The sequence below is a fragment of the Allobosea sp. genome (assembly GCF_030695125.1).
Taxonomy (GTDB): Bacteria; Pseudomonadota; Alphaproteobacteria; order Rhizobiales; family Beijerinckiaceae; genus Allobosea.
The window spans coordinates 82,658-107,345 of sequence record NZ_JAUYTP010000076.1 but is presented as its reverse complement, the minus strand read 5'-3'; the positions used below and the strand labels follow the sequence as shown (position 1 = coordinate 107,345).

Genomic DNA, 24,688 nt, shown 5'->3' with positions numbered 1-24,688 from the left:
CCAACCACCCCCATAATCGACCCACCTCATCCCTGAGGGGCAGCCATCCGGAAGGCAAGCCGTTGGTGGGGATGGGCGCGGCGCCTGCGGCCGGGTTTGCACCCCGGTCCCGGGAGGCTTCGGGGCACCGCCCTGGGGGTACTACGGCCCCTGTGCGAGGAGCTCGCTGGAAAGGTCTTACGGCTCACGCCATCGTCCCATGCCCGAATAGACGCGACAACCCGATGAGGGGCACTGGCGTCGAAAGGGCTCGCGGCGGAGGCTGGCCTTCGACCCGATAAGCGCGGCCCGGGGTCACAAATCGCCGACAAGCGGAGCGCCACGGGGCGTGCGGGCAGTGGCTCAATCTGCCCGCGCCGCATCCTGGCTCAACGGATGCGGAATTCTACACCCGCGCCTCGCGGCGCTCCGCTGCCTCTCGCTGCATCAACCGAAGCGCGCGAGCGCAGGCGGACGAAGCCGCGCGCCGTCATCATGCATGTGGTGGATGCGTTGACCCTGCGTGACGCGAATGGTTCTATCGAGCCCTGAACGAAGCCGGGGTGCAGGGGCATGGCGATTTCGATGGCGGGCTTGCCCGCATTCCTGCTCTACTTTGTGCTCGGCGCCGCGCTGATCGGCTGCTTCGTCGCTGTCTATCTGCGCCTCACCGCCCATGACGAGATCGCCCTGATCCGCGGCGGCAATCTCTCGGCGGCCATCGCGCTCGGCGGCAATGTCGCGGGTTTCTCGGTGCCGCTCGAGAAAGCGATCGCGCAGGCGAGCAGCATCCCCGACCTGGTGATCTGGGCAATCGCCGCGATGATCATCCAGTTTGGCGCCTATGGGCTGGCGCGCATGCTGATCCCGGATCTGTCGCGCAAGATCGAGGAGGATCGCCTGCCTTCGGCGGTGATGCTCGCCGTCATCGCGGTGATTTCCGGTACGCTGGCGGCAGCCAGCATGACGGCCTGAGGGGAGGCGGCGATGAAGCGCTCGACCCAGATCGGCCTGGCGGCGGCGGGCGTTCTGCTCGTGGCGACCTATTGGGGCCGGTCAGGCTCGCAGGACCAGAGCGAAGACAGCCTCGTCTACAACACCATCGCCGAGTGCCGGGCCGGCGGTCAGCTGACCTCGACCCAGTGCGACCAGCGCTTCCGGGAGGCCTCGGCCAACCATCTGCGCGACGCGAAGAAATTCACCAGCACCAGCGCCTGCGAAACCGAATATGGTTCAGGCTCCTGCCAGAGCGCGGTCTGGAACGGCGCGCAGGTGGTCGTGCCGGCCCTGGCCGGGTTCATGCTGGCGCGCAGCCTGACCCAGGGCGGCGGTGCGGCGCAGCCCTTGCTGCCGCCGACGCAGCAGGCCTGCCCGCCGGGGAGCCAGGCGCCCGAATGCCAGCAGGCGCGCTCGTCCTCGTCCGGCAGCGGGAGCAGCTATGGCGGCCGCGGCGGATCCTCGGCGCGCGCCTATTCGACGACCTCGGGCGCCGCTCTGGTGGCGCGCTCCGGCTCGTCGCCCGGCGTGACGACGACCACCACGACCTCCCGCGGCGGCTTCGGCTCGACGGCGCGGTCCTACTCCTCGTCCTCGTCCTCCTGAGATGCGCCGCGTTCCCCTCGCGCCGCGCCCGGACTGGCAGGACCAGGTCGAGCGTCTCGGATTCGCGTTCCACACCCTCGACGGCCAGACCTACTGGGACGAGAGCGTCGCCTACGCCTTCACGCTCGAACAGATCGAGCGCGACATCGAGGCGCCGACCGAGGCGATCGAGCAGCTCTGCTTCGCCTTCATCGAGACAGCGCTGCGCGACGAGGCGATCCTGACCCGGCTGGCGATCCCCGCCGCACAGTGGGATTTCATCCGCGAGAGCTGGCAGCGCGGGGACCGCAATCTCTATGGCCGGCTCGACCTCGCCTATGACGGCAAGGGCCCGGCCAAGCTGCTGGAATACAATGCCGACACGCCGACCGCGCTGTTTGAATCCAGCGTCGTGCAGTGGGACTGGCTGGAGCAGGCGATGGCGCGCGGCATGCTGGCGCCAGGCTGCGATCAGTTCAATTCGCTGCATGAGCGGCTGATCGCAGCGTGGGCCCAATTGCGCGAACCGACCCCCTATCGCCTGCATCTCGCCTGCGTCCAGAACAGCAACGAGGACAAGGGCACCGTCGACTATCTGATGGACTGTGCGGTGCAGGCCGGGCTCGACGCGCGCTTCAGCTATATCGAGGAGATCGGGTTGCTCTCGGACGGGCGCTTCTGCGACGGCGCCAACCAGCCGATCGAGACCCTGTTCAAGCTCTACCCCTGGGAATGGCTGTTCCGCGAGGGCTATGCCGCAAACCTCGCGACGTCGCGCTGCCAGTTCATCGAACCGCCCTGGAAGGCGATCCTCTCCAACAAGGGCCTGCTCGCCTGCCTGTGGGAGATGGAGCCCGGCCATCCGAACCTGCTGCCGGCCTTCTTCGAGGGCGATCCGCGCTGCGCGAGCCTGTCACCCCGCCATGTGCGCAAACCGCTCTATTCGCGCGAAGGCGCCAACATCACGCTGATCGAGCGGGGACAGGTGCTGGACCAAGATGACGGTCCCTATGGCGCGGAGGGCTTCGTCCTGCAGGATGCGGCGCTCAACCTGTTCGAAACGGGCGGGCGTTACGCGGTGCTTGGCTCCTGGCTGGTCGCCTCGCAGGCCTGCGGGCTGTGCCTGCGCGAGGACGCCTCGCCGATCACCAAGAACACCTCGCGTTTCGTGCCGCATTATATCGAGGCGTGATCCGCAGGGGGGAGAGGCTGTCGTGCATGACCGAAGCCAACCGACCTGCTAGAGGTTGCGGTCCGAGCCTGCCGCAAGCGAGCCAAGCCCATGCCCGATACGACGATCACCGCCACCCCGCGCGGTCTCGACCATCTCGTGATCGGGGTCCATGACCTCGATGCCGCCGGTGCGTTCTACGAGACGCTGGGCTTCACCGTCGGCGCGCGCAACCGCCACCCCTGGGGCACCGAGAACCGGATCGTCCAGTTTCCCGGCTCCTTCCTCGAACTGATCACGATCGGCGACGCGGCGGCCGTGGTCCCGCCGGCGCCGCGACAGTTCTCCTTCGGGAGCTTCGTCTCCGACGCGCTGGCGCGGGGCGAGGGCATGTCGATGCTCGTCCTCGAAAGCATGGATGCGAAGGCGGACGCCGTTGCGTTCCGGACGGCAGGGATCGGTGATTTCGAGCCGTTCTTCTTCGAGCGGCAGGCCAGGCGCCCGGATGGCAGCGAGGTCCGCGTGGCGTTCTCGCTCGCGTTTGCCGCCGATCCGCTGGCGCCCGAATGCGGCTTCTTCGTCTGCCAGCAGCACGAGCCGCAGAATTTCTGGAACCCGGCCTTCCAGCAGCATGCCAATGGCGCCTCGGCGCTCTCGGCCGCGATCCTGGTGACCGACGACCCTGCCGCCCACCGCGCCTTCCTGCGCGCCTATGCCGGCTTCCCCGAGGTTCTGGAGGGCAATGACGATTTCGTCCTGACCCTGCCGCGCGGACGCATCGATGTGCTCGATGCCGAGGCGGCACAGGCGATCTACCATGTGCAGCCCGAGCCGACGCCCGCCCGGTTCCTCGGCTTCTGCGTCACGGTGGCCGACCTCGATGCGCTGGCGGCGCGGCTCGAATCGGCGGAGGTCTCGTTCGGGCGCGGCGAGGAGCGCATCGTCGTGCCCGCGGAGGCGGCGATGGGCTGCGTCATTGCCTTCGAACAGGCTTGATGATCAGGTTCGGCGCCGTCGGTTTACAGGATTCGGACCAGAATGATTGCGCAGGCCCTGCTGAAGCTTCCCGATTTCGCCTTGTTTTTCGGGGCCTCGCTGGCGCTGGTGGGGGTCTACCTCCTCGTCTACACGCTGGCGACGCTGCATAACGAGTTCGGGCTGATCCGGCAGAACAATGTCGCGGCCGCTTTGTCGCTGGGCTTGAGCCTGACCGGCTTCGCGCTGCCTTTGTCGAGCGCGGTGGTGCATTCCACCACGGTTGCCGACCTCCTGGTCTGGGGCATCGTCGCGATCGTGGTGCAGCTGCTCGTCTATCTGCTGGTCAGGATCGTCCTGCCGAACCTCTCGGCCCGCATCGCGGCCGGCGAACTGGCGGCCGCGCTGTTCCTGGGCGCGGCCTCGCTGGCGGCGGGCGTCATCAACGCCGCCGCGATGAGCTTCTAAAAGTCGCAGAAGGCGGGACGCCGGGCTCTGACGCCCGGCTCCTTCAGCTCGTGGCCCGGGCGGCCGGCAGCGATGCCAGCAGCGCCACCAGCGCGCGGTCGTGCAGTACGACCATGCGCTCCTTCGGCTTCAGCCAGATCGCCGCGTCCTCGATCGTCTCCGCGTCGACCAGCTTGGCCTGAGCCACGGCGCGGTCGGGCTCGATCTCGCCGCGCCGGCGCGGCGGGTGTTCCGGCAGCATCGCCTCATGCGCCTCGCGCAAAGCAGCGTCGGCATGCAGCGCCCGCAAGCCGTCGGCCTCGTCGAAGCCGGCCGCATCGAACTCGGCCTGAAGCGCATTGGCCCGCAGGGCGACTGCCGGCGGGTCGCCTTCCTCGGGCGTAAACAGCAGCTTGCGACGCTTGAGCCAGAGGCCGAGCGCGAGCTGGCCCGAGGCCCAGGACAGCGGGATCGCCAGCACGAGGCCGACGATCGTCGGCGACATCCAGGCAAACAGCGAGGTCGCGATCATGAAGGCCGAGACCCCGGTGACGAGGCCGAGCACGGTGTGCAGGCGGTGGCGGCGGATGATGTCCTTGAGCGGGATCGAGCCGTCGTCGCGCCGCTGCGGGTTCCAGCCGGTGTCGCGGCCGAGCAGGATCTGAAACACCGATCCCGACTGGATCAGCATCATGATCGGCGCGAAGAACGCCGAAAACAGGACCTCGATCAGGGCGGAGATCACCAGCCGGATCGCGCCGCCGCCGGCCCGGCGCAGCTTGCCGTTGAACAGCGTCAGCAGAAGCCCGAACAGCTTGGGCGCCAGCAGGATCGCCATCGTCAGCGCGAAAAGGTTCAAGGCGCGCTCGGGGTCGAAGCGCGGCCAGATCGGAAACAGCGTGAATTCCTGGGTGAAGTATTCCGGCCTCGCATAGCTGACCTGGAGCACGATCAGGATGCCGACGACGAGCTGCATCAGCCAGAAGGGCGAGGCGAGATAGCCCATGATGCCGGTGGCGAAATGCTGCCGCGTCGGCATGACGAAGCCTTGCGCGCCGATGATGCGCGAATGCTGCAGATTGCCCTGGCACCAGCGTCGGTCGCGCACCGAGACATCGATCAGCGAGGGCGGGCTCTCCTCATAGGAGCCGGTCAGGTCCGGCAGCATGTAGACCGACCAGCCGGCGCGACGAATCAGGGCCGCCTCGACGAAGTCATGGCTGAGCACATGCCCGCCGAAGGGCGGCTTGCCCTTGAGATCGGGCAGGCCGCAATGATCGGCGAAGGCCTTCGTCCGGATGATCGCGTTGTGGCCCCAGTAATTGCCGTCGCGGCCCGACCACATCGCCAATCCGGTCGCGATCACCGGTCCGTAGACGCGGGCGGCGAATTGCTGGAGCCGGGCGAAGAAGGTGTTGCGGTTGATGATCAGCGGCAGCGACTGGATGATGCCGGCATCGGGGTCAGCCTCCATCGCGGCGGCGAGATGGATGATGCAGGTCCCCGTCATCAGGCTGTCGGCGTCGAGCACGACCATGTGCTCGTAATGACCACCCCAGCGGGTCACGAAATCGGCGATGTTGCCGGCCTTGCGATGATGGTTCTTGGGCCTGTGGCGATAATAGACGCGCGCCTCGTCCCCGAGGCGCTGGCGCAGCGCCAAGAAGGCGCGCTCCTCGGCGATCCAGACATCGGGGTTCGTGGTGTCGGAGACGATGAAATAGTCGAAATGGCTGCCGAGCCCGGTCGCCTCGACGGATTCCCGGATCGCCGTCAGCGCCGCGAAGGTGCGCGCGGTCGATTCATTGTAGATCGGCATCACCACGACGGTGCGATGCTGCAGCGTCTCGACACGCTCGAGCCGGCCCTTGTTGAACAGCAGTCCGAAGAAGCCGAGGATGGCGCTGGTGAAGGCCAGAGCGATCCAGGAGAAGTTGACCGTGAACAGGACGAGCAACACGTACTGAAGTGATGTCGTGCGGCTGACCGACACGACATGATACATTTCGAACGCGCCATAGGCGGTCAGGGCGAGGCCACCGCCGAAGACGAAAAGCCGCTTGAGCCAGGGTGTCTTCCAGTCGCGCGGCGCTGCCGGGGCCCGGCGGTCCGCAGCGTCCCATTTCCGAAAGGACTGCACGGGCATGACGAGCCGGCTCTCGGGAGGCGTTGCCGCATGCCGGCTCTCGACGGCAGGCGGCGTCTGCGGAGCGACATCGCCAGGGCGGGTCGCAGTTACCAAATCCATCGATTCAACCAGGTTTCCGACACCGGCTGGCCGGCAGATTGCAGCACGAGCCGAAGCTCGCAGAGAGTGTCCGTCCCGGGATCGACCTCGAATCCGACTCGCATCAGTTTGCGCTCCGGGAACGGCCAGAGCCGGACATTGTGGATCTGGCCCGGCTGGCTGGTGATGTTGGCCCGCGTCGAGGCGATCAGCCCGGCATCGGCCAGACGGTCACCGGTGAAATCGACTATAAAGCGCCGACGGCGGCCCTGGGTTCCACGGCCCTGGCGCACGCGCGTCGCCAAGGCCAGCGCCGGGCGCTCCGGCGGCTGCCAGCACCAGGCCTGGCGATAGGCGATCGCCGTCTCGCTGCCGGCCGCGAGCGGCTGGCGGGGGCGCCAGTACATGATGACGTTGTCGTTGACGTCGGACTCGCTGGGGATCTCGATGAGCTGGACCGAGCCGGCGCCCCAATCCCCCAGCGGCTCCATCCAGACGCTGGGGCGCAGCTCGAAGCGCTGGTCGTCGTCCAGGAAGGCGGCCGGGTCGCGCTCGCGCTGGACCAGCCCGAAGCCCTTGGGATTGTTGTCCATAAAGGACGACACCTGCAGCGCGGCCGGGTTGCTCACAGGGCGGTAGATCCATTCGCCCGTGCCCGAGCGCATCTGGACGCCCGAAACCTCATGCACGGCCGGGCGGACATCGTCGAAGCTGCGACGGCTTTGCGGCCCCGACAGGAAGGTGCCCATGGTGCAGCCGAAGCCGACATGCTCGAGCGCCTGGCGGGCAAACAGCGTCATCTCGACGTCGATCAGCGTGACGTCGCCGGGCCGCAGCGTCATCCGCAGGGCGCCCGTCAGGCTCTCGGAATCGAGCAGGGCATGGATCACGAGCAGGCCGGACGCCGGGCTCGGCCGTTCGATCCAGAAGGCGCGGAAGAACGGGATCTCCTCGCCGCGCGTCTCACCGGGGCGCAGGATCAGCGCACGGGCGAGCGCGCCGAAATTCTGTCCGCGTGCCAGCGAGCGGAAGAAGGTGGCCCCCTGGAAGATCGCGACCTCGAAGGGGCGTTCCAGCCCGGTGGCGATCCGCATGCCGGAAAACTGCAGATCGACGTTGGGCGGTGGCGGCGTGACCCGCCCGTAATCGAATTTGGCGCGGTCGAAACCGACGCGGCGCACGACGTCGTCCTCGATGGTGAAGAGGCTGACCGGATTGGAGAAGACATAGCCGCGATGCAGCGGCTCCACGGTGAAGCCGCGGTTTTCGCCGGCCCAGATCAGACCGGCGGGCTGAGCCCTGATCCCCGCATACTGGTCGAAGGGAAGGGTGGCATAGCCGTCGGGCAGATCGGTTGCGACCAGCGGCACCACAGGGCGCTGCGCCAGGATGCGGGCGGTGTCGACGACCAGCGCGGGATCGAACGGCCGGCCGTCGAACAGGAAGGACTGGTTGATCGCCGCGAGAGCCGAGGGGGTCTGCGCATGGGCGGCCCCCGCGGCCAGCAACGAGGCTGCCGCGGCTCCGCCGGAACCTTCAAGAAACTGCCGACGATTCAAAGGTTTCGACATCATATCCAACATGCGCGGACGACGCCCTCGCCCCTGCGCGCTTCTAGAGCATTTTCCGGTGATCTGAAAAGCGGCCACCCCGGTAATTTGTGGCCGATCGACGTCCCGTAGCGTCAGGTCTTGCCGCCCGGAGCCCCATGAAGGTCCGACTTTGGCAAATGCCGAAGAGATCGGCTATCCACAGCCTCCGCAACGCCACCATGCGTCAGGTCGACCGCAGCCATGCGATCAAGCAAGCGCGGCAAGCTTCTAAGCCCGGCAAAGGAACCGACAATCATGACCGAAATGCAGTCCGTCCGGTCTTGCCTGGCCATTCTCCTCGCGGCCGGCGAGGGGACGCGGATGAAATCGCAGCGTCCCAAGGTGCTGCACGAGGTCGGCGGCCGCCCGCTGCTCGGCCACGCGCTGGCTGCCCTGGCCGAAGCGGGGGCGGACAGCGTCGTCGTGGTCGTCGGGCCTGATCGGCCCGAGGTCGCGCAGGCCGCGCAGAGCCTTCTGCCAGGCGTGCAGATCGCGCTGCAGAACGAGCGGCGCGGCACCGCCCATGCGGCGCTGGCGGCCCGCGAGGCGCTCGCCCGCGGCTATGACGACGTCATCATCGCTTTCGCCGATACCCCGCTGGTCCGGTCCGAAACCTTCGGCATGCTGCGTGCGGCGCTGGCCGAGGGCGCAGCCGTGGCCGCGCTGGGCTTCGAGGCGCGTGATCCGACCGGCTATGGGCGGTTCGTGCTGCGCGAATCATCGCTCGACGCGATCGTCGAGCACAAGGATGCAACGCCGGAGCAGCGCGCGATCACGCTGTGCAATGCCGGGCTGATGGCGCTCGACGGGCGCCAGGCGCTGTCCCTGCTGGAGGCGATCGGCAACGCCAACGCCCAGGCGGAGTTCTACCTGACGGACGCCGTCGCTGTGGCGCGGTCGCGCGGGCTGGCGATGCGTGCGCTCGAGGCCCCCGAAAGCGAGGTCCAGGGCGTCAACGACCGCATCCAGCTCGCCTCGGCCGAGGCCGAGTTCCAGCGCCGCAAGCGTCTGTCGGTCATGGCCGGCGGAGCGACGCTGACGGCCCCCGAGACGGTTTTCTTCAGTCACGACACGCAGATCGGCCGTGACGTGCTGATCGAGCCGCATGTCGTGTTCGGCCCGGGCGTCAGCGTGGCCGACGGGGCCGTGATCCATGCCTTCTCGCATCTGGAGGGGGCCGAGGTGGGACCTGCGGCGACGGTCGGGCCCTATGGTCGCCTGCGCCCCGGCGCGAGGCTCGCCGAAAAGGCCAAGGTCGGCAACTTCGTCGAGATCAAGTCGGCCGAGATCGGCGCCGGCGCCAAGGTCAGCCACCTGACCTATATCGGAGACGCCACCGTCGGCGCCGATGCGAATATCGGAGCGGGAACGATCACCTGCAATTACGACGGTTTCTTCAAGTATCGCACGACCATCGGCGCCGGCGCCTTTGTCGGCTCCAATTCTTCGCTGGTCGCGCCCGTGACGATCGGCGCCGGCGCGATCGTCGGGTCCGGATCCGTGGTGACCGAGGATGTCGCCGCCGATGCGCTGGCGCTCGGCCGCGGCCGGCAGATCGCGAAGGAGGGCTGGGCGAAGGGCTTCCGCGAGGCTGCATTGGCGCGCAAGGCGGCGGCCCAAAAGCCCTGAGAAGTGGCCTTCCACGCAAGCCCGCATTCATAGTTCGACATTTAGAGTGATTTTGCGTGCGCGCGCCGGGCCGCTATGCGGTTGGCCAACGGCAACGATTGAAGAGGTTTTGGCATGTGCGGCATCGTCGGGATTCTGGGCAAGGAAGCGGTTGCGACCCAGGTGGTCGAGGCGCTGCGCCGGCTCGAATATCGCGGTTATGATTCAGCGGGCGTCGCCACGCTGGAGCATGGCCTGCTGACCCGCCGCCGCGCCGAAGGCAAGCTCAAGAATCTGGAGGTCCGCCTGTCGAGCGAGCCCCTCGAAGGGCTGATCGGCATCGGGCACACCCGCTGGGCCACGCATGGCAAGCCCAACGAGACCAACGCCCACCCGCATGCGACGGCCAAGCTCGCCGTGGTCCATAACGGCATCATCGAGAATTTCCGCGATCTGCGGGGCGAACTCCAGGCGGATGGCTACGTCTTCGAGACCGAGACCGACACCGAGATCGTCGCCCATCTCGTCACCCGCGCGCTCGACCGCGGCCTCAAGCCGGTCGAGGCGGTGGCGGCCTCGCTGCCGCTGCTGCGCGGCGCGTTTGCGCTCGCCTTCCTGTTCGAAGGCGAAGAGGATCTGCTGATCGGCGCGCGCAGGGGCTCGCCGCTGGCTGTGGGCGTCGGCGATGGCGAGATGTATCTCGGCTCGGATGCGCTGGCGCTGGCCCCCTTCACCAATCTGATCGCCTATCTCGAGGAGGGCGACTGGGTCGTCCTGAACCGCAAGGGCGCGACCTTCTACGACAAGGCCAACCAGCCGGTGGAGCGCCGCGCCCAGCGCGTCGCGGCCGGGGCCTTCCTGGTCGAGAAGGGCAACCACCGCCATTTCATGGCGAAAGAGATCTATGAGCAGCCGGAGGTCGTCGGCCACACGCTGACGCAGTATCTCGACATGGCGGCTGGCCGGGTTCGCCTGCCCTTCAAGGGCACGATCGACTGGAAGGCCTTGTCGCGTCTCTCGGTTTCGGCCTGCGGAACGGCGTTTTACGCCGGGCTGACTGCCAAGTACTGGTTCGAGAAGCTCGCCCGCCTGCCGGTCGAGATCGATGTCGCCTCCGAATTCCGCTATCGCGAGGCGCCGATGCCGGAGAACGGTCTGGCGCTGTTCGTGTCGCAGTCCGGCGAGACCGCCGATACGCTGGCCTGCCTGCGCTATGCCAAGCAGGAGCGGCAGAAAATCCTCTCCGTCGTCAACGTGCCGACATCGACGATCGCGCGCGAGAGCGACGCGGTGGCGCCGACGCTGGCTGGGCCGGAAATCGGGGTCGCCTCGACCAAGGCCTTCACCTGCCAATTGACCGCGCTGGCCTGCCTCGCGCTCGCGGCCGCCCGCGGACGCGGCACGCTTTCGGCGGAAGACGAGGCGCGCCACGTCCAGAGCCTGATCGCGCTGCCGGGCCTCATCGCCAAGGCGCTGGAACTCGAGCCCCAGATCGAGACGCTGGCCCGCGAGCTCTCCAAGGCCCGCGACGTGCTCTATCTCGGCCGTGGCACGAGCTACCCGCTGGCGCTGGAAGGCGCGTTGAAGCTGAAGGAAATCAGCTACATCCATGCCGAAGGCTATCCGGCGGGCGAACTCAAGCATGGTCCGATCGCGCTCATCGACGAGGATATGCCGGTGATCGTGGTCGCGCCGCATGACGCGCTGTTCGAGAAGACCGCCTCCAACATGCAGGAGGTCGCAGCGCGTGGCGGGCGGATCATCCTGATCACCGACGCCAAGGGCGCCGCCGAATGCGGCATCGAGCCCGAGACGACGATCATCATGCCCGACATGGATCCGACCTTCGCCGCGATCGTCTACGCTTTGCCGATCCAGATGATCGCCTATCAGACGGCGGTTTTCATGGGCAAGGATGTCGATCAGCCGCGCAACCTGGCGAAATCCGTCACGGTCGAGTGAGCGCGTCCGCGCGGACCGCGGGAAGACGTCAGGACTCCGGCCTGCTGGCGACATAGGCGCCTGCCGCAAGCAGGCAGGCGCCCGTCACCCAGAGGGCGATCGGGGGCGCGTCGGTGCGGGTCAGGATCGCGAAGCTCAGCAGCATGGAGCCGCAGGCGACGAGCTTCACCCTGCGGTCGATCGTCCCCGCGTGACGCCAGCGCCGGATCTGCGGCCCGAGGCGGGGATGGCCCAGCAGCCACGCCTCGAAGCGTGGCGAGGAGCGGGAGAAGCACCACGCCGCCAGGATCAGGAAAATCGTTCCCGGCATCAGCGGCAGCACCATGCCGACGACGCCGAGCGCGGTCAGGATCCAGCCAGCGACGAGCAGGAGAGGGCGGCGAAGATGCCGGACGCCGCGCATCATGCTCGAAAACTCTCCATCGCTTCTGCCGGTGATACGCTCGACGGACGAAAGCACCCTATCGACAGATGCTGCAAGGTGACGCTGCTCGCTCGCGCCTTGAAATTGCGCGCGGTGGTTGGCACGTCTGTCGCATCGCGCGCTCAGTCTTGATGCGCGCCCACCCGATCGGACCCCGTGAATGACACCGCTCCCGCCCGATCCCCGCCACGCGGTCCAGACGGATCTGCTGAGTCCGACCTTCGGAACGCGGCTGCGGCGCTACTTCCTGACCGGGCTGGTGATCGCCGCCCCGCTTGCGATCACGGCCTCGGTGACGTGGTGGTTCGTCAACTTCGTCGACGGGCTGGTCAAGCCGCTGATCCCGAGCGCCTATTGGCCCGACGCCTTTCTGCCCTATCCGGTCCCGGGCTTCGGCCTGATCATCGGCCTGATCGGGTTGACGCTGCTCGGCTTCCTCACCGCCAATCTCGTCGGCCGCACGCTGATCGATGCGGGCGAGGCCATCCTCAACCGCATGCCCGTGGTGCGCGGGCTCTACAAGGCGGTGAAGCAGGTCTTCGAGACGATCTTCTCGCAGGGCGGCACCTCGTTCCGGAAGGTCGGCATGGTGCAGTTCCCGCAGCCCGGCATGTGGTCGATCGTCTTCATCGCCCAGGAGGCCGCGCCCGAAATCGCCGGCCGGCTGCCCGATGGCGACGACATGGTCGGGGTCTTCCTGCCCTGCGCGCCGAACCCGACGACGGGCTTCTTCTTCTACGTCCAGCGCCGCGAACTGGTCGAGGTGGCAATCTCGGTCGAGGAGGGGGCCAAGCTCGTCATGTCGGCGGGACTGATCCAGCCCGGGGCGGTGGGGGCGAAAACCATCGCCATGGCGTCTACCCCGCCCGCAGCAGCCTGATCGCGACGTCGCGCTCGAACAGATAGAGCAGCGTGCGCACGGCCTGCCCGCGCTCGCTGTCGAGATGCGGGTCGCGCTCGATCAGCAGGCGGGCATCGTCGCGCGCCGCCGCCAGCAGGTCGCCATCCGTTTCGGGGCGGGCGATGCGCCAATCGGGCGAGCCCGACTGCTTGGTGCCGAGCACCTCGCCCTCGCCGCGCAGGCGCAGATCCTCCTCGGCGATGCGGAAACCGTCTTCCGTCTCGCGCATGATCGTCAACCTTGCCTCAGCGACGGGGCCGAGCGGGCCCTTGTAGAGCAAAAGGCAGGTCGAGGCCGCCGAGCCACGGCCGATGCGGCCGCGCAGCTGGTGGAGCTGGGCCAGCCCGAAGCGCTCGGCATGCTCGATCACCATGACGCTGGCATTGGGCACGTCGACGCCGACCTCGATCACCGTGGTCGAGACCAGGATGCGGGTTTCGCCAGCGACGAAGGCGGCCATGGCGGCATCCTTGTCGCGGCCGGGCATCTGGCCATGGAGCAGACCGACCTTGTCGCCGAAGACCTCGCGCAGGGCGTCGTAGCGCTCCTGCGCGGCGGCGACGTCGAGCGTGTCGGATTCCTGCACCAGCGGGCAAACCCAGTAGACCTGCGCGCCCTTGTCGATCGCGCGGCCGACGGCGCCGACGACCTCGTCATGTCGCTCGGAGGAAATCGCCTTGGTCACGATCGGCTGACGGCCGGCGGGCTTCTCGGCCAGAATCGAGATGTCCATGTCGCCGAACCAGGTCAGCGAGAGCGTGCGCGGGATCGGCGTCGCGGTCATCACGAGGATGTCGACGGCCTCGCCCTTGGCGCCGAGCAGCAGGCGCTGATGCACGCCGAAACGATGCTGCTCGTCGACGATGGCGAGCGCGAGGTCGTGGAAGGCGACGCCTTCCTGGAACAGCGCATGCGTCCCGACCGCGATCGCGATTTCGCCGCTGGCCAACCCTTCGAGCACGCGCGCCCGGCCTGGCCCCTTCTCGCGCCCGGTTAGGAGCGCGAGCTTGAGACCGGCCTTCTGGGCGAGCGGGGCAAGGCGTTCGGCATGCTGGCGCGCCAGGATCTCGGTCGGCGCCATCAGCACGGATTGCCGCCCCGCCTCGGCGGCGGCCGCCATCGCCATCAGCGCGACCACCGTCTTGCCGGAGCCGACATCGCCCTGCAGCAGCCGCAGCATGCGCTCCGGCTTTTCCATGTCGTCATGGATGTCGACGAGCGCCTGGCGCTGGCCGTCGGTCAGCGTGAAGGGCAGGGCGCTTTCGATGGCATGGCGCAGCCGGCCATCGCCGGCGGTGGCGCGGCCGGCGCTCTTCTTCTGCTGGCGGCGCACCAGCGCGAGCGCGACCTGACTCGCCAGCAACTCGTCATAGGCGACGCGGCGGCGGACCACCGTGTCGCCCTCGATCGCCTTGAGATCTTCGGGATGATGCAGGGCCTGCATCGCCTGCGCGAAGGGCGCAAAGCCGCTCTTCGCCAGAAAGGCCGGGTCCTGCCACTCGGCGAGATCGGGGCATTTCTCGGCCGCGGCCGCAACGATCCTCGCCATGACGCGCGGGCCGACGCCCTCGGTCAGCCCATAGACCGGCTCGATCGACGGCAGGGTCGCGGCGAGCTTGGGGTCGAGCAGCCGGTCGGGATGCACCATCTGGCGCATGCCGTCCCAGAGCTCGAGCTTGCCGGAGATGATGCGATAGGCGCCGATCGGCATTGTCTGCAGCAGATGGCGGACATCGGCATGGAAGAAGACGAGCGTGACGTCGCCCGTCTCGTCCTCGACGAGGATGCGATAGGGCGCCTTGGCCTTGGTCTCCGGCGGCGGACGGTGTTCGGTGACGCGCGCGGCGAAGGTCGCGATCCCACCGATGGGCGCATCGACGATCGAGGCGCTGGGTCGCCGGTCGATCGCCCCCGTCGGCAGGCGGAACAGAAGATCAACGACGCGGGCGCCGCGCGTCTCGTCGCCGAGAAGCTTGTCGAGCGCCTTGGCCGTCTTGGGGCCGACGCCGGGCAGCGTCGTCACGGGGGCGAAGAGCGGATCGAGCAGGGACGGGCGCAAGCGGCAACTCGGCTTTGTCAGGAGTGCGAAGATTTGCCGCCGACGGGCCGCTGACTTCGCGGAATGTGAGGGCTATATAGCCTGCATCGGCAGGCTCCGCGACGGGGCCGGCCCGATCGCCATTGCACCATCCCGTGGTTTTCCATCCAACCGAGGCTCCCATGAGTGGCTCGACCCGCACCAGCGCCGACCTCGATCCCCGCCGCCGCAAGATCCTGTTCCGCGCCTGGCATCGCGGCATGCGCGAGAACGATTTGATCATGGGCGGCTTCGCCGATGCCCATATCGGCACGCTGAGCGAATCCGAGCTCGATGCCTTCGAGGGGCTGATCGAGGTGCTCGACCGCGACCTGCTGAGCTGGATCACCGGCGAGGCTGACGTGCCGGAGAATTACGACACCGAGGTCTTCCGCCGGCTGAAGGCGTTCCATCATCACGAGCGGCCGATCCACGTGTGACGTTACGGCACGCAAGCCGGCGCGCGCGTCATGGTCGGGCTTGACCCGATCATCTCTGCATCCAGTGACCTCTCGTCCCGAGATTCTCGGGTCAAGCCCGAGAATGACGCATTCCCCATGAGCATTCCGCCTCCCGCCCAGATTGCCAAGCTGCAGAGCGACCGCATTCTCGATGCGCTCAACCGTGGCGACAAGCCGACGCTCGCCAGTGTGCCGGACGGGTTCGACGCCGTCGTGCTCGCCGATCTGACGCGGGCCCGGGCCAAGAAGGCGGAAGGCGCGGCGATGCTGGTCTTCGTCGCCCGCGACGGCCAGCGGCTGCAGGTGCTCGAAAACGCGCTGCAGTTCATCGCCCCCGATCTCGAGGTAATGTCGTTCCCGGCCTGGGACTGCCAGCCCTATGACCGCGTCTCGCCGGCGCCCTCGATCGTCGCGCACCGGATGACGACGCTGTCGCGGCTCGCCAAGACGAAATCCGGCGACAAGCCGCGCCTCCTGCTGACCACCGTCAACGCCGCGCTGCAGCGCGTTCCCGCCTTCTCCAAGGTGGCCTCCGAGAGCTTCTCGGCCGCGCCGGGCAACATGGTCGATACCGAGCAGCTGGCGCGCTGGCTCGACATGAACGGCTATCTGCGGACCTCGACCGTGCGCGAGACCGGCGAATTCGCGGTGCGCGGCGGCATCGTCGATCTCTATCCGCCGGGGATGCCGGCGCCGATCCGGCTCGACTTCTTCGGCGACACGCTGGAATCGATCCGCGCCTTCGATCCGGAGACGCAGCGCACGACCGGGCAGATGCGCGGGCTCGACCTCGTGCCGATGTCCGAAGCGCAGATGACCAGCGAGAGCATCAAGCGCTTCCGCCAGAGCTACATCACCACCTTCGGCACGCCGGGCCGCGACGACACGCTCTACGAGGCGGTCAGCGAGGGCCGCCGCCCGGCCGGTCTCGAGCACTGGCTGCCGCTGCTGGCCGAGCGGCTCGACACGCTCTTCGCCTATCTGCCCGACGTGCCTCTGGTCCTCGACCACCAGGCCGAGGATGCGGTCGGCGAGCGGATCAGCCTGATCAAGGACTATTACGACGCCCGCAGGGCGGCGATGGACCAGCCGAGTGCCGGCGGCGTGCCCTACAAGCCGCTGAAGCCCGATCAGCTCTATCTGGCGCCGGCGGATTGGCGCGGAATCATCGACCAGTCCGGCGTCGCCACGCTGACGCCGTTCCAACTGCCCGACAGCGACGGCAAGCTGATCGTCGATCTCGGCGCCCGCCAGGGTCGCAGCTTCGCCGCCGAGCGCGCCGACAATGCCGGCAGCGTTTTTGACGCGGCCGTCGCGCATGTGAAGGCGCTGCAGGCCGATGGACGGCGGGTCATCCTGTCGGCCTGGTCGGAGGGCTCGCGCGAGCGCCTCGCCCATGTGCTGGCCGATCACGGCCTCAAGACCGTGCAGATGACCGGCAGCTTACGCGCCGCCTTCGACCTGAAGCCCGGCACGACGGCGCTCGCCGTCTGGGGCTTCGAGACCGGCTTCGAGGCCGGCAAGCTCGCGGTCATCGGCGAACAGGACATCCTCGGCGACCGGCTGGTGCGCCCGCGCAAGAAGACGCGTCGGCCGCAGGATTTCATCGCCGAGCTGTCCTCGCTCTCGCCGGGCGATCTCGTCGTCCATGTCGATCACGGCATCGGCCGCTTCATCGGGCTGCGCTCGATCACGGCGGTCGGCGCGCCGCATGACTGCCTCGAAATTCATTACGCGGCGGATTCGAAGCTGTTCCTGCCGGTCGAGAACATCGAGCTCTTGTCGCGCTATGGCTCGGAGGACACCGAGGTCGCGCTCGACCGGCTCGGGGGCGGCGGCTGGCAGGCCCGCAAGGCCAAGCTGAAGCAACGCATTCGCGAGATGGCGGGCAAGCTCATCGCCATCGCCGCTGCGCGTGCGCTCAAGGAGGCGCCGCGCCTGATCCCGCAGGAAGGCCTGTACGACGAGTTCTGCGCGCGCTTCCCGTTCGAGGAGACGGAGGACCAGCAGGCGACGATCGATTCCGTCCTCGACGACATGGCCGCCGGCCGCCCGATGGACCGGCTGGTCTGCGGCGATGTCGGTTTCGGCAAGACCGAAGTCGCGCTGCGCGCCGCCTTCGCCTGCGCGCTGAACGGCAAGCAGGTCGCCGTTGTGGTTCCGACCACGCTCTTGGCGCGGCAGCACTACCGCAACTTCGCCGAGCGCTTCAAAGGCCTGCCGGTGAATGTCGGCCAGGCTTCGCGCTTCGTCGGCGCGCAGGACCTCAAGGCGGTCAAGGCGGGCGTCAAGGACGGCACGATGGATATCGTCGTCGGCACCCATGCGCTGCTCGCCAAGGGCGTCGAGTTCAAGGATCTCGGCCTCGTCATCGTCGACGAGGAGCAGCATTTCGGCGTCAACCACAAGGAGCGGCTGAAGGAGTTCCGCGCCGAGGTCCATATGCTGACGCTGACCGCGACGCCGATCCCGCGCACGCTGCAGCTCGCCATGACAGGCGTCCGCGAGCTCTCGATCATCGCGACGCCGCCGGTCGATCGTCTCGCGGTGCGCACCTTCGTGACGCCGTTTGACCCGCTGATCGTGCGCGAGGCCTTGCTGCGCGAACGCTATCGCGGCGGGCGCTCCTTCTATGTCGTGCCGCGCATCGAGGATATCGCCGAGGTCAAGGATTTCCTCGACAAACAGGTGCCGGAGGCCAAGGTCGGCATCGCGCACGGCCAGATGGCGGCGGGCCAGCTCGAGGACGTGATGACGGCCTTCTACGAGGGCCAGTATGACGTGCTGCTGTCCACGACGATCGTCGAATCCGGCCTCGACATTCCCAACGCCAACACGCTGATCGTCCACCGTGCCGACATGTTCGGCCTGGCGCAGCTCTACCAGCTGCGCGGCCGCGTCGGCCGCTCGAAGGTGCGCGCCTATGCGCTGTTCACCGTCTCGGCCAAGCGCAAGATGACCGACCAGGCCGAGCGCCGGCTGAAGGTGCTGCAGTCGCTCGACACGCTGGGCGCCGGCTTCCAGCTCGCCAGCCACGACCTCGACATCCGCGGCGCCGGCAACCTGCTGGGCGACGAGCAGTCGGGCCATATCAAGGAGGTCGGCTACGAGCTCTACCAGCAGATGCTGGAGGAGGCGGTCGCGGCGTTGAAATCGGGCGTCGATTTCGAGACCGAGGCGCAGTGGTCGCCATCGATCCAGATCGGTGCGCCGGTGATGATCCCCGAGCACTATGTCACCGACCTGACGCTGCGGCTGACCCTCTACAAGCGCCTCTCGACGCTGGACGACGACGGCGACCTGCAGTCCTTCGGCGCGGAACTCGTCGACCGTTTCGGGCCGCTGCCGGAAGAGGTCCAGCAGCTGCTCGAGATCGTCGCGATCAAGGCGCTGTGTAAGCGCGCCAATGTCGAGAAGGTCGAGGCCGGCCCGAAGGGCATCATCGTCGCTTTCCGCGACAACGAGTTCGCCAACCCGGAAGGGCTCGTCTCCTATGTCGCGAAGATCGGCACGCTGGCGAAGGTGCGGCCGGACATGCGCGTCGTCTTCATCGACGATTTCGACACGGCCGAAGCGCGGCTGAAGGGCACGCGGCGCCTGCTCACCGATCTGGCGCGGATCGCAGAGCGCAAGAAGGCAGGCTGATCGCCTTCAGCCCTGGTCCTGAGGAGCCGCGAAGCGGCGTCTCGAAGGATGAGGGCCGAGGGGATTACCGCCGGCTGATCGCGATCTCGGCGGCGCTGGTGACGTCGATATCGACGATGGCGACGTCACTGCGGTCGACCGCGGGCAGGGTGCGGCTGCCGGCCGGGCGGTGGACGAAGACGAGGCTCGCCAGGGCCGGGTGGCTCGCCAGCCGTGAATGGGCCAGCGCCGGCTCCATCGTGCCGGGCAGGATCAGGTGGACATTGCGCCCGCCCTCGATGCAGGCCTGCAGATCGCCCAGGCTGAACAGACCGAGCGTCAGCAGCTCGACGCCGGTGAGCATCGCCATCGCCGGGCCGCTGGCCAGCGCCGCGAGATCGCCGCCGACGAGGGTCGTCACGATCCGCGACGAGTCCATCGGCTTCAGCAGCCTCGAAATCTCGAGCGCCTTGCCGAGCACCTCTCGCTCGGTGACGGGCAGGGGGCCGGCCAGCGTCACCGCGTCGACGACCTGCAGGGCCGGGCGCTCCGCGACTTCGGGCAGCGGGTGCAAGGTCGCGCTGTCCAGAAGCTTGTCGAGCGGGGCGATGCCCTCGGGGACCTGCGCGCCGAAGCCGCCGACGAAGCGCGTGCCGAAGGCCCTGACCGCCAGCTCGCGCAGCATCAGCAGCGGTCGCATCGTCCCGACCCGCGACACGCCGATCGCCATCACCGCGTCGGCGGCCTCGATCAGCCGCAGCAACTCCAGTTCGTTGCCGTGCAGTGGCAGCAGCATCGGCGACAGGCCGGCGCGCAGGCAGGCGAAGGTGGCCACGATCGCCTCGGGCCCGAGCGGCGCCAGGATCGCGACGCGCGCCCCGGGTTGCGCCCGGTTGAAGGCGAGCAGCCTGGCGAGGCGGTCGATCTTCTCGTCCATCTGGCCGAAGCTGAGCGAGCCCGGCGTGACGTCGCTCCAGCCCTGGCGCCCCGGCGGATCGCGCAGAGCCGGCTCATAGCCTCGCCCCGATGCCAGCGCCTGGAGCAGGGTGTCGAAATGCAGTCCGTCGAGCAGGGAAGCGGCTTCGTCCTGTTCGGCCCGCATCGACGAGGTCCCTCAGTTCGCCGGTGTCGACGCGGCCGGACGGCGCGCCAGAACTTCGGAGGACATGAAATAGGCCGGCCGGCGCGCGGGCAGGACGATGTCGCGACCATGCGCCAGCCAGGTGTCGGGCAGGTAATAGAGCGGCACGACGTAGAAGCCCGAGAGCAGCAGCCGGTCGAGCGTGCGCGCAGCGGCGACGAAATCCGCGCGCTCGCGGGCCGCAAGCAGGGCCTGCAGCGTCGCATCGATGGCGGGCGAGGCGACGCCGGCATAGTTCAGCGCGCCCTTGCGGGTGGCGTTGGCGGAGCCCCAGCGGCCGATCTGCTCGTTGCCCGGCGAGGCCGAAGCCGGCCAGGTCCACTGGATCATGTCGAAATCGAAGGCCGAGAGCCGGCGCCAGTACTGCACGTCGTCGATCAGCCGGACCGTGACGGCAATGCCGAGGCGCCCGAGCGACTGGGCGTAGTTCAGCGCCAGCCGCTCCTGCGGCCGGTTGGTGACGGTGATCTCGAAGGCCAGCGCATCGCCACCCTTCATGCTGCGCAGCACACCGTCGACCATGCCGAAGCCGGCCTTGTTGAGCAGGTCGAGCGCGCGGCGCGCCTGATCGCGGTCGCGGCCCGAGCCGTCGGTCGCCGAGGGCGTCCAGGTTCCCGCCAGGATGTCGGGCCGCACCGCGCCGGGAAAGGCCGCGAGCAGCGCGGTCTCGCGGGCGTCGGCGGGGACGCCGAGTGCCGACAATTCCGAGTCCGAGAAGAAGCTGCCGGCGCGGCGATAGACGCCGTGGAACAGGTTGCGGTTGACCCATTCGAAATCGAACAGGATGCCGAGCGCCTCGCGCACGCGGACATCGGCGAAGAACGGCCGGCGGGTGTTGAAGACGAGCCCGGTCATGCCCTTGGGCGAGTCGAAATGCAAGGTCTGGCGGATGATGCGCCCGTCCCGGACCGCCGGCACGTCATAGCCGGTCATCCAGCGCGTCGGGTCGGGCTCGATGCGGACATCATACAGCCCCGCCTTGAAAGCCTCGAACAAAGCGTTGGAATCGCGATAGAAATCATAACGGATCTCGGCGGCGTTGAAGAGCCCGCGCGTCAGCGGGTGATCTTCGGCCCAGAAATCGTTCCGGCGCTTCAGCGTGATGGTGGCGCCCGGCACGATATCGGAGACGACATAGGGGCCCGAGCCCAACGCTGCCTTGAAGCTGGTCTCGCCGAAGGTCTCGGCATTGGTGGCATGCTTGGCGAAGATCGGCATCGCCCCGATCACCAGCGGCAATTCGCGGTTCGTGCCGTCGCCCAGTTCGAACTCGACACGCCGCAGCGAGGGGGCCTGCGCCTTCGTCACGCGGCCGAGGCTGGCGCGGTGGAACGGCTTGCCCTTGGTCTTGAGCATCTCGAAGGTGAACAGGACGTCCTGCGCGGTCACCGGGGTTCCGTCCGAGAAGGTCGCGCGCTCGTCGATTTCGAAGGCGAGCTTGGTGCGCGCCTCGTTGAGCTCGACGCGCGAAGCCAGGAGCCCATAGGCGGTGAAGGGCTCGTCGGCCGAGCGCAACAGCAGGCTCTGCTGGACGTAGCGCGGCACGGCGTCGGGCGCGACGCCCAGCACCACCAGCGGGTTGAGGCTGTCGAAGGTGCCCTGCTGCCCGAAGACGATGCGCCCGCCCTTCGGCGCGTCCGGGTCGGCATAGGGCAGATGCGCAAAGCCGCGCGGCAGGGCCGGCTCGCCATGCATGGCAATCGCGTGGTCGACGGCCGCTGCTGCGGCGGGCGCTGCTGGCGCGGCCGATTCGGCATGCGCGGCCACGCCCATCGCGAGAATGAGCGCCAGCATGGCGAAGATCGTCCTGGCCGCAGCGCGCGACGCCGGTCTGACCGCTTGAAGCAAATGCATCGTCCAACCTGATTCCCGGCCTAAGAATAACACGGCGGGGCCGCTGCGATGCAGCTATTCGGGCTGGAATCCCGTAGCGGAACTCGTTAAAGCCGAGCCATGGCGTCATGCTCGCGCCTCAATCGCCCCTGATGTGCTCGGCTTGCGATGGCCGGCGCGGATGTGCGATGGGGCTGTCGGTGATGACGCGCGCGGCTTGCGAAGTCGTGATCCCGAATTCGCTGATTAAGGAAAGCTCCATGTCCGCTTCGTTCCGCCTGCCCACGCGCGCCCTGAGCATCGCCCTCAGCACGGCGATCGGCCTTGCGCCGATGGCGTCCTTCGCCCAGCAGGCGCAGCCGCGCCCGGCTCCGCGATCCGGCCAGCCTGCTCCCGCGCAGCCGGCCCAGCCTCCGGCCGCTCAGGGTGCCGGCCCGACCGTGGTTCAGGTCAAGCCCGAGCCGTCCCAGACGACCTGGACGAAGGTCTGCGGCAAGGACGAAGCCGCCAACAAGGAGATCTGCTACACGACCCGCGACTTCGTCTCGGATCAGGGCCAGCCGGTGCTGGCCGTGGCGATCTATGACGTCAAGGGCGACGCCAACAAGATCGTGCGCTTCCTGATGCCGCTGGGCCTGCTGCTGCAGCCGGGCATCCGCTTCGGCGTGGACACCGCCCAGCCGACGCCGGGCCGCTTCGCCATTTGCTTCCCGAACGGCTGCTTCGCTGAGGCGCAGGTCAAGGACGACTTCATCAACGCGATGAAGAAGGGCAACACGCTGAGCGTCAGCGTCCAGAACCAGGGCGCGCGCGAGGTCTCCTTCGCCATCCCGCTGACCGATTTCGCCAAGGGCTTCGATGGCGCCGCGATCGACCCCAAGGTGCTCGAGCAGCAGCAGCAGCAGCTTCAGGACGAACTCGCCAAGCGCCAGGAAGAGCTGCGCCAGCGGCTCGGCGGCGGCGGCGCCAATGCGGCGCCGGGCGCTGCGCCGGCTCCGGGGGCTGCTCCGGCGACCCCGCCCAAGCCCTGAGCGGGCTTTACGCCCAAAAGCAAACAGGCCGCCCGAGAGGGCGGCCTGTTTCGTTTCCGGTGAGGGTCAACCGCGACGTGCGCGTCAGTTCAGCCCGGCGCGGTCGATCTGGTAGCGGCCCTTTCGGTCGCGGCGGAAGAATTCCTTCGCCTGCGGATGGCGCACGGGGCGGCCGGTCTCGTCGATGACGAGGTTCTGCTCCGAGACATAGGCGACGTATTCCGTCTCGTCGTTCTCGGCGAAGAGATGGTAGAAGGGCTGGTCCTTGGACGGGCGCAGATGCTCGGGGATCGCCAGCCACCACTCCTCGGTGTTGGAGAAGACCGGGTCGACGTCGAAGATCACGCCCCGGAACGGGTAGACCCGGTGCTTGACGACCTGGCCGATCCGGAACTTGGCGGAACGTGCTTCCATGGGTGAGCGATCCATCGATACGGAAGAGCGAGGGTGGACCCCTGCGCTTGCGTGAGAATTGCGTCGCAAATAGGTCAAAATCAACCGGTTTCCGCGCTGCGCTCCATCACATCCCGTAATGCGCGGCGAGCTGCGGATCGCGTGCGGCGACCTGCCGGGCGAGATCGACGATGACCTTGGCCTGTTTCCAGGTGGCGTCGTCCTGCATCTTGCCGTCGATCATCACCGCGCCCGAGCCGTCGGGCATGGCCTCGAGGATGCGGTTGGCGAAGGCGACCTCGGCGTGGTCGGGGCTGAAGACGCGCTTGGCGATGGCGATCTGCGAGGGGTGCAGCGTCCAGGCGCCGGCGCAGCCGAGCAGGAAGGCGTTGCGGAACTGTGCCTCGCAGGCCGCCTCGTCGGCGAAATCGCCGAAGGGGCCGTAGAAAGGCTTGATGCCGGCCGCGGCGCAGGCATCGACCATCTTCGCCAGCGTGTAGTGCCAGAGATCCTGCTGGGCGACGGCGCGCGGGCCGCCATCGGCCGTGGGATCGGCGATGACCTTGTACTCGGGATGGCCGCCGCCGACGCGGGTCGTCTTCATCGCCCTGGAGGCGGCGAGATCGGCCGGGCCGAGGCTCATGCCGTGCATGCGCGGCGAGGCGGTGGCGATGGTGTCGACGTTCTTGACGCCCTCGGCCGTCTCCAGGATGGCGTGGATCAGGATCGGCTTGGGCAGACAATGCTTCGCCTCGAACTGGGCGAGCAGCTGGTCGACATAATGGATGTCCCAGGGGCCCTCGACCTTGGGCACCATGACGACGTCGAGCTTGCCGCCGATCGCCGCCATGATCGCGGTGATGTCGTCGAGAAACCAGGGCGAGTTCAGCGCGTTGACCCGCGTCCACAGCCCGGTCTTGCCAAAGTCGACCGCCTGGCCCATTGCGATGAAGCCGTCCCGCGCCGCCTGCTTGGCCTCGACGGGGATCGCATCCTCGAGATTGCCGAGCACGATGTCGACCTGGCCTGCGAGGTCGCCGACCTTAGCGCGGACCTTCTCCAGATGCGGCGGCACGAAATGGATCATCCGCTCGAGCCGCAGCGGCAGCTCCCGAAAGGGCTCGGGCGCGCCGATCGCGAGCGGCCGGAAGAACTGGCGCGGCGTCTTGGTTGTCATCGGGCGCTCCCTGCTGCGGTGCAGCGAATGTGGCCGAGCGGGACGGGCGCGTCCATCCTCCCTTGGGCGAGAGTGGCGGGTTGG

The 24,688-nt window shown here is 68.0% G+C and carries 19 protein-coding genes; 11 read left to right on the top strand and 8 right to left on the bottom strand.

From position 1 onward, the window contains the following. The first annotated feature begins 552 nt into the window (after positions 1-552). From Q8S38_RS23345 to Q8S38_RS23325, 5 genes are all read left to right on the top strand, one after another. Positions 553-954, top strand: a complete 402-nt coding sequence (locus Q8S38_RS23345; protein WP_305682726.1) for a DUF350 domain-containing protein — start codon at positions 553-555, stop codon at positions 952-954. Between the two features lie 12 nt (positions 955-966). Further along, positions 967-1,581, top strand: coding sequence for a DUF1190 domain-containing protein (locus Q8S38_RS23340; RefSeq protein WP_305682725.1), 615 nt, complete (start codon positions 967-969; stop codon positions 1,579-1,581). A gap of 1 nt (position 1,582) precedes the next feature. After that, positions 1,583-2,752 (top strand): glutathionylspermidine synthase family protein, encoded by a 1,170-nt coding sequence (locus Q8S38_RS23335; RefSeq protein WP_305682724.1) that lies wholly within the window; start codon positions 1,583-1,585, stop codon positions 2,750-2,752. 90 nt (positions 2,753-2,842) lie between these two features. After that, positions 2,843-3,727, top strand: coding sequence for a VOC family protein (locus tag Q8S38_RS23330; RefSeq protein ID WP_305682723.1), 885 nt, complete (start codon positions 2,843-2,845; stop codon positions 3,725-3,727). A gap of 42 nt (positions 3,728-3,769) precedes the next feature. Further along, a complete protein-coding gene (locus tag Q8S38_RS23325; RefSeq protein ID WP_305682722.1) occupies positions 3,770-4,174 on the top strand; it encodes a DUF350 domain-containing protein in 405 nt (134 codons plus the stop codon). 43 nt (positions 4,175-4,217) lie between these two features. Here the strand turns inward: Q8S38_RS23325 and mdoH are convergent, their stop codons facing one another. Continuing rightward, positions 4,218-6,401 (bottom strand): glucans biosynthesis glucosyltransferase MdoH, encoded by a 2,184-nt coding sequence (gene mdoH, locus Q8S38_RS23320; protein ID WP_305682721.1) that lies wholly within the window; start codon positions 6,399-6,401, stop codon positions 4,218-4,220. Then, on the bottom strand, positions 6,389-7,888 hold the full coding sequence (locus Q8S38_RS23315) for an OpgD/OpgG family glucan biosynthesis protein (protein WP_371125954.1): 1,500 nt from the start codon (positions 7,886-7,888) through the stop codon (positions 6,389-6,391). Before Q8S38_RS23315 ends, mdoH begins: the two co-directional genes overlap by 13 nt. 348 nt (positions 7,889-8,236) lie before the next feature. Here Q8S38_RS23315 and glmU point away from each other — a divergent pair, with 348 nt between their 5' ends. Together glmU and glmS are read left to right on the top strand one after the other, a co-directional pair. Beyond that, positions 8,237-9,601: a bifunctional UDP-N-acetylglucosamine diphosphorylase/glucosamine-1-phosphate N-acetyltransferase GlmU gene (gene glmU, locus Q8S38_RS23310; protein WP_305682728.1), complete on the top strand. Its 1,365-nt coding sequence runs from the start codon at positions 8,237-8,239 to the stop codon at positions 9,599-9,601. A 114-nt stretch (positions 9,602-9,715) separates the two neighbouring features. After that, positions 9,716-11,542, top strand: coding sequence for a glutamine--fructose-6-phosphate transaminase (isomerizing) (glmS, locus tag Q8S38_RS23305; RefSeq protein WP_305682719.1), 1,827 nt, complete (start codon positions 9,716-9,718; stop codon positions 11,540-11,542). Positions 11,543-11,570: 28 nt separating this feature from the next. Here the strand turns inward: glmS and Q8S38_RS23300 are convergent, their stop codons facing one another. Next, positions 11,571-11,948: a YbaN family protein gene (locus Q8S38_RS23300; RefSeq protein ID WP_305682718.1), complete on the bottom strand. Its 378-nt coding sequence runs from the start codon at positions 11,946-11,948 to the stop codon at positions 11,571-11,573. Positions 11,949-12,126: 178 nt separating this feature from the next. Here Q8S38_RS23300 and Q8S38_RS23295 point away from each other — a divergent pair, with 178 nt between their 5' ends. Then, entirely contained in the window at positions 12,127-12,846 is a 720-nt protein-coding gene (locus Q8S38_RS23295; RefSeq protein ID WP_305682717.1) for a DUF502 domain-containing protein, read from the top strand. Here the strand turns inward: Q8S38_RS23295 and recG are convergent. Continuing rightward, positions 12,824-14,926 (bottom strand): ATP-dependent DNA helicase RecG, encoded by a 2,103-nt coding sequence (gene recG, locus Q8S38_RS23290; protein ID WP_305682716.1) that lies wholly within the window; start codon positions 14,924-14,926, stop codon positions 12,824-12,826. The two genes, Q8S38_RS23295 and recG, sit on opposite strands and share 23 nt — an antisense overlap. A gap of 161 nt (positions 14,927-15,087) precedes the next feature. Between recG and Q8S38_RS23285 the strand changes: the two genes are divergently transcribed. Together Q8S38_RS23285 and mfd are read left to right on the top strand one after the other, a co-directional pair. Further along, positions 15,088-15,384 carry an FAD assembly factor SdhE gene (locus tag Q8S38_RS23285; protein WP_054210644.1) on the top strand — a complete coding sequence of 99 codons (297 nt, stop codon included), beginning with the start codon at positions 15,088-15,090 and terminating at the stop codon, positions 15,382-15,384. A gap of 117 nt (positions 15,385-15,501) precedes the next feature. Then, entirely contained in the window at positions 15,502-19,050 is a 3,549-nt protein-coding gene (mfd, locus tag Q8S38_RS23280; RefSeq protein WP_305682715.1) for a transcription-repair coupling factor, read from the top strand. Positions 19,051-19,114: 64 nt separating this feature from the next. Here mfd and Q8S38_RS23275 read toward each other — a convergent pair whose 3' ends face one another. After that, the gene (locus Q8S38_RS23275; protein WP_305682714.1) at positions 19,115-20,131 is read right to left on the bottom strand and encodes an AMP-binding protein; all 1,017 of its coding nucleotides are present in this window, start codon (positions 20,129-20,131) and stop codon (positions 19,115-19,117) included. Positions 20,132-20,143: 12 nt separating this feature from the next. Then, on the bottom strand, positions 20,144-21,964 hold the full coding sequence (locus Q8S38_RS23270) for an extracellular solute-binding protein (protein ID WP_305682713.1): 1,821 nt from the start codon (positions 21,962-21,964) through the stop codon (positions 20,144-20,146). 299 nt (positions 21,965-22,263) lie between these two features. Here Q8S38_RS23270 and Q8S38_RS23265 point away from each other — a divergent pair, with 299 nt between their 5' ends. Further along, the gene (locus Q8S38_RS23265; protein ID WP_305682712.1) at positions 22,264-23,034 is read left to right on the top strand and encodes an invasion associated locus B family protein; all 771 of its coding nucleotides are present in this window, start codon (positions 22,264-22,266) and stop codon (positions 23,032-23,034) included. An 84-nt stretch (positions 23,035-23,118) separates the two neighbouring features. On the opposite strand, the gene hspQ is transcribed toward Q8S38_RS23265, so the two are convergent. Together hspQ and Q8S38_RS23255 are read right to left on the bottom strand one after the other, a co-directional pair. Beyond that, positions 23,119-23,448, bottom strand: a complete 330-nt coding sequence (gene hspQ / locus Q8S38_RS23260; RefSeq protein ID WP_069055336.1) for a heat shock protein HspQ — start codon at positions 23,446-23,448, stop codon at positions 23,119-23,121. A gap of 106 nt (positions 23,449-23,554) precedes the next feature. Next, positions 23,555-24,604, bottom strand: coding sequence for an HpcH/HpaI aldolase/citrate lyase family protein (locus tag Q8S38_RS23255; RefSeq protein ID WP_305682711.1), 1,050 nt, complete (start codon positions 24,602-24,604; stop codon positions 23,555-23,557). Between the last annotated feature and the right edge of the window lie 84 nt (positions 24,605-24,688).

What these genes read in the sequence shown, in the direction of transcription:
- Q8S38_RS23345 (WP_305682726.1), top strand. Translation starts at nt 553, where the DNA reads ATGGCGATTTCGATGGCGGGCTTGCCCGCATTCCTGCTCTACTTTGTG.
- Q8S38_RS23340 (WP_305682725.1), top strand. Translation starts at nt 967, where the DNA reads ATGAAGCGCTCGACCCAGATCGGCCTGGCGGCGGCGGGCGTTCTGCTC.
- Q8S38_RS23335 (WP_305682724.1), top strand. Translation starts at nt 1,583, where the DNA reads ATGCGCCGCGTTCCCCTCGCGCCGCGCCCGGACTGGCAGGACCAGGTC.
- Q8S38_RS23330 (WP_305682723.1), top strand. Translation starts at nt 2,843, where the DNA reads ATGCCCGATACGACGATCACCGCCACCCCGCGCGGTCTCGACCATCTC.
- Q8S38_RS23325 (WP_305682722.1), top strand. Translation starts at nt 3,770, where the DNA reads ATGATTGCGCAGGCCCTGCTGAAGCTTCCCGATTTCGCCTTGTTTTTC.
- mdoH (WP_305682721.1), bottom strand. Translation starts at nt 6,401, where the DNA reads ATGGATTTGGTAACTGCGACCCGCCCTGGCGATGTCGCTCCGCAGACG.
- glmU (WP_305682728.1), top strand. Translation starts at nt 8,237, where the DNA reads ATGCAGTCCGTCCGGTCTTGCCTGGCCATTCTCCTCGCGGCCGGCGAG.
- glmS (WP_305682719.1), top strand. Translation starts at nt 9,716, where the DNA reads ATGTGCGGCATCGTCGGGATTCTGGGCAAGGAAGCGGTTGCGACCCAG.
- Q8S38_RS23300 (WP_305682718.1), bottom strand. Translation starts at nt 11,948, where the DNA reads ATGATGCGCGGCGTCCGGCATCTTCGCCGCCCTCTCCTGCTCGTCGCT.
- Q8S38_RS23295 (WP_305682717.1), top strand. Translation starts at nt 12,127, where the DNA reads ATGACACCGCTCCCGCCCGATCCCCGCCACGCGGTCCAGACGGATCTG.
- Q8S38_RS23285 (WP_054210644.1), top strand. Translation starts at nt 15,088, where the DNA reads ATGAGTGGCTCGACCCGCACCAGCGCCGACCTCGATCCCCGCCGCCGC.
- mfd (WP_305682715.1), top strand. Translation starts at nt 15,502, where the DNA reads ATGAGCATTCCGCCTCCCGCCCAGATTGCCAAGCTGCAGAGCGACCGC.
- Q8S38_RS23275 (WP_305682714.1), bottom strand. Translation starts at nt 20,131, where the DNA reads ATGCGGGCCGAACAGGACGAAGCCGCTTCCCTGCTCGACGGACTGCAT.
- Q8S38_RS23270 (WP_305682713.1), bottom strand. Translation starts at nt 21,964, where the DNA reads ATGCTGGCGCTCATTCTCGCGATGGGCGTGGCCGCGCATGCCGAATCG.
- Q8S38_RS23265 (WP_305682712.1), top strand. Translation starts at nt 22,264, where the DNA reads ATGTCCGCTTCGTTCCGCCTGCCCACGCGCGCCCTGAGCATCGCCCTC.
- hspQ (WP_069055336.1), bottom strand. Translation starts at nt 23,448, where the DNA reads ATGGAAGCACGTTCCGCCAAGTTCCGGATCGGCCAGGTCGTCAAGCAC.
- Q8S38_RS23255 (WP_305682711.1), bottom strand. Translation starts at nt 24,604, where the DNA reads ATGACAACCAAGACGCCGCGCCAGTTCTTCCGGCCGCTCGCGATCGGC.